General features: G+C 63.2%; 1 protein-coding gene, 1 tRNA gene and 1 pseudogene. 1 reads left to right on the top strand and 2 read right to left on the bottom strand.

What is annotated here, in order from left to right:
• Positions 1 to 103 precede the first annotated feature (103 nt).
• A complete protein-coding gene (locus tag VML93_RS13665; RefSeq protein ID WP_325611348.1) occupies positions 104 to 1300 on the bottom strand; it encodes a L,D-transpeptidase in 1197 nt (398 codons plus the stop codon).
• 491 nt (positions 1301 to 1791) lie between these two features.
• Here VML93_RS13665 and VML93_RS13660 point away from each other — a divergent pair.
• Positions 1792 to 1864: transfer RNA gene (locus VML93_RS13660), tRNA-Lys, on the top strand.
• 403 nt (positions 1865 to 2267) lie between these two features.
• On the opposite strand, the pseudogene VML93_RS13655 reads toward VML93_RS13660, so the two are convergent.
• Positions 2268 to 2733 (bottom strand): annotated as a pseudogene (locus tag VML93_RS13655) (MarR family transcriptional regulator).
• Positions 2734 to 3028: the final 295 nt, after the last annotated feature.

Below are 3028 nucleotides of genomic sequence, written 5' to 3'. Positions count from 1 at the left end.
GTCGAATCAGTGCGCACCAACGCACCGACGCGACGCTGGTAGACCAAACGTCAGGTGAGCGTTCGGCCTCTGGACGGGCCTATGGACGGGCCAACGCCAACAGCTAGGTGTTGGCGTTGCCCGCCTTCCACTGCGGCCACGGGATGTTCCAGTCGCCGAGCCCATCGGTCCCCGGCAGCGTGCCCCCCACGGTATTGGTGACCTCGACGATGTCGCCGCGCTTGGTGTGCTCGTAGAACCACACCGCATTGCTGGGGCTCACGTTCAGGCAACCGTGGCTGGTATTGCTATGGCCTTGCGCGCCAACCGACCACGGCGCGGAGTGCACGAAGACGCCGCTATAGGAAATTTGCGTGGCCCACTCGACATCGGTGCGATATCCGTTGGGCGAGTTGACGGGAACGCCGTAGGTCGACGAGTCCATGATGATGTGCGTGAACCGTGCACCGACGATGTAGATGCCGTTGGCCGTCGGGGTGCTGTCCTTGCCCATCGACGTGGGCATGGTCTTGACGACCTCACCGTTGATCTTCACGGTCACCATCTTGGTGTTGTCGTCAGCGGTCGCGACGACCTCGTCACCAATGGTGAAGTGCGTCTTCACATTGTCTTCGCCGAACATGCCGTCACCCAAGTCGACGCCGTAGGTGTTGACCGCCACGTCAACGGTTGTGCCCGGCTTCCAGAAATGCTCTGGACGCCAACGCACTTCGCGGTTGTTCAGCCAGTAGAAGGCGCCCTCGACGGGCGGATTGGCGGTGATCGTGATGGCCTTTTGGGCCGCCATACGGTTGGCGATGTTCTCGTCGAACCGGATCGCCACCGGCTCGCCGATGCCGACCACCTCGCCGTCGCCCGGATTCACGTAGGGCATGGTGAGGTGTTCGGGAGAACTGGTCGCGAAGGTCATCCGCCGAGTCACCACGCCACCCAGTCCGTTCGCCCGCACGTCCAGCGTGTAGCGCCGGTTGTAGCCGAGCGGCTCGATGGTCTGCCAGTGCAATCCGTCGGGGCTGAGTTGGCTGTTGATCGACTTGCCGGACTCGTTGACCATGGTGACCGAGGCGAGCACACCGTCGGCAACGTTCACCGTCACCGGTGCATCCACGGTGACGCCGACGGCACCGTCGGTAACCGAGGCGGTGAGCTTGGGGACCAGCAGGTCAGCGAATGGCGTGCCCTTGTCGGCGATGGGTTTCACCGGCGCGGCGCTAGGGCTGCTGCTGCAGGCAACGCCAAACACAGCAACCGAGATCATCGCTATAACCAGCGACAACCGTGGTCTGCGCAAAGGCGTCATCAAGCCACCCTTCAGGAAATTTGGCTTATTCTGGTCGCCAATGACCCCGAATAGTTAGACGTATTCTAATGGGTTACCGCCGCACCTCCGAATCACTAAGGGCCAGCGATTTTGGGCACGAGTTCGTGACATTAAGCCAGCCTGCGGACGTCCGCAAACGCTAGCCGACCACCCGCCGCTGCAGGCCGCTGGAGGCCGCTGCAGGCCCTGCCCAGCCTCCGGGGATGCCACATTCACTACCGAGCGGACACCTTGGCGCGATACACTTTTGAAGCCTATTGCGCACGCAAATACGTTGTAGCGCAGTTACTTTCGTGACTATCTCAACTCAGAGCGCCAGCGCTGCAATCGACACGATTTCCGAAACCAGCCTGGCGGGTGCCAACGCGACAGGATCGCTCGCGGCTCAGCAGCTATCCTTGAGCAATCCGAGATTTCACTCCGCGGCAGGACGCCTGTTATTGTCGCGTACGCGGTCTCGGCCGTCCAAGGCGCCGTTAGCTCAGTTGGTAGAGCAGCTGACTCTTAATCAGCGGGTCCGGGGTTCGAAACCCTGACGGCGCACAAACCCAGTACCGCAGCTCAAGCGGGGTCAACCGTCAGGCGCATGCCCCGCTCGGCAATCCAGCCGTCGAGTGGATGCCAATCGCGGCCTGGGTGGTACGCCCAAGAGTGAGTCGATCGTCGGCTTCCACGGTTCAGCTAGTCCCTGCCGGGGCCGACGACGAAGGCGAGTTCGAGCCTCATGGGTCCGGCTGGCAGTTCTGCTTCGCCGGCGACGGCAACGTGGATCTGCTCCTTTGTAGGCAAGAGTCGAGGCCGACGCGGTCCTTCTCGCGACCAGCACGTCCACCGACGGCGGAGGCATCTCGGGTGCCGCTTCGATCCGCACGAACGACTACTCGCAGAGTTGGGACCCGAAGTTCGAGTCGGAACGCCAATGGGCTGTCGACCCGCGAGGCGGCGATCAGCGCTTCGGTGTCATCGAGAAATGGCTGCAGCCGAACCTGATCGGGATGGTCGCACCTGTCCCACGACGCCAACCGGGGCGCGACCCTGATGGTTGTCGCCTTCGGGGCGGGCGTACCAGCGCATCATCACAAGGGAACGCGCACGACGGCATGTTCTCTACGATGCGGGCGATCTCGCGGCGCCGATGCGCGGTCACCCGCTGCGCAAGCTTCACGCCCGTATGCGTCAGCTCGGCCACCAGCCCGCGGCGGGAGCTAGGGTGCGGTCCGCGATCAACAGGCCGACGCCGGAGAGTCGGTCGACCATCCGATCGGTGGTCTACGGCTGCACATCCAGCAGACCGGCCAGCGTGGCCAGATTGACCGGACCTCGATTGGACAAGATCACCAAGTCCGGGTCAGCAGCGCGTCGGTGATCACATCCACCGACTCCCCGGCCGCCGATGCGCTACAGACGGTCATTCTGCCTCCCCTTTCCGCAAGCGGTCACCCCGGCGCGGGCGCACCGCACAACCGCGACCGACCCCCTATTCATAGCTGATTGCAACTATTACATAATGCAAGTGTGGCTTTAGTCATGTCTTGGGAGGGCCGCGCCGGACCCCCTTGCCCTGGAGCCGGGCGTGGGCCGCATGGCTGCGGGAAAGCCGCTCGGCGCCGTGCAGCTGGCGATCACGGTCGCCGTGGTCATGACCATCATTCCTGCAAACACCGATTTTTCGGCTTTCTCCCCCCATCTTGCCGTGTTCCTGCTGGC

It is taken from the genome of Mycobacterium sp. (assembly GCF_035499775.1).
Lineage (GTDB): Bacteria > Actinomycetota > Actinomycetes > Mycobacteriales > Mycobacteriaceae > Mycobacterium.
The sequence above is the reverse complement of the archived record's forward strand: the minus strand, read 5'-3'. Positions and strand labels throughout refer to the sequence as shown.

What these genes read in the sequence shown, in the direction of transcription:
- VML93_RS13665 (WP_325611348.1), bottom strand. Translation starts at nt 1,300, where the DNA reads ATGACGCCTTTGCGCAGACCACGGTTGTCGCTGGTTATAGCGATGATC.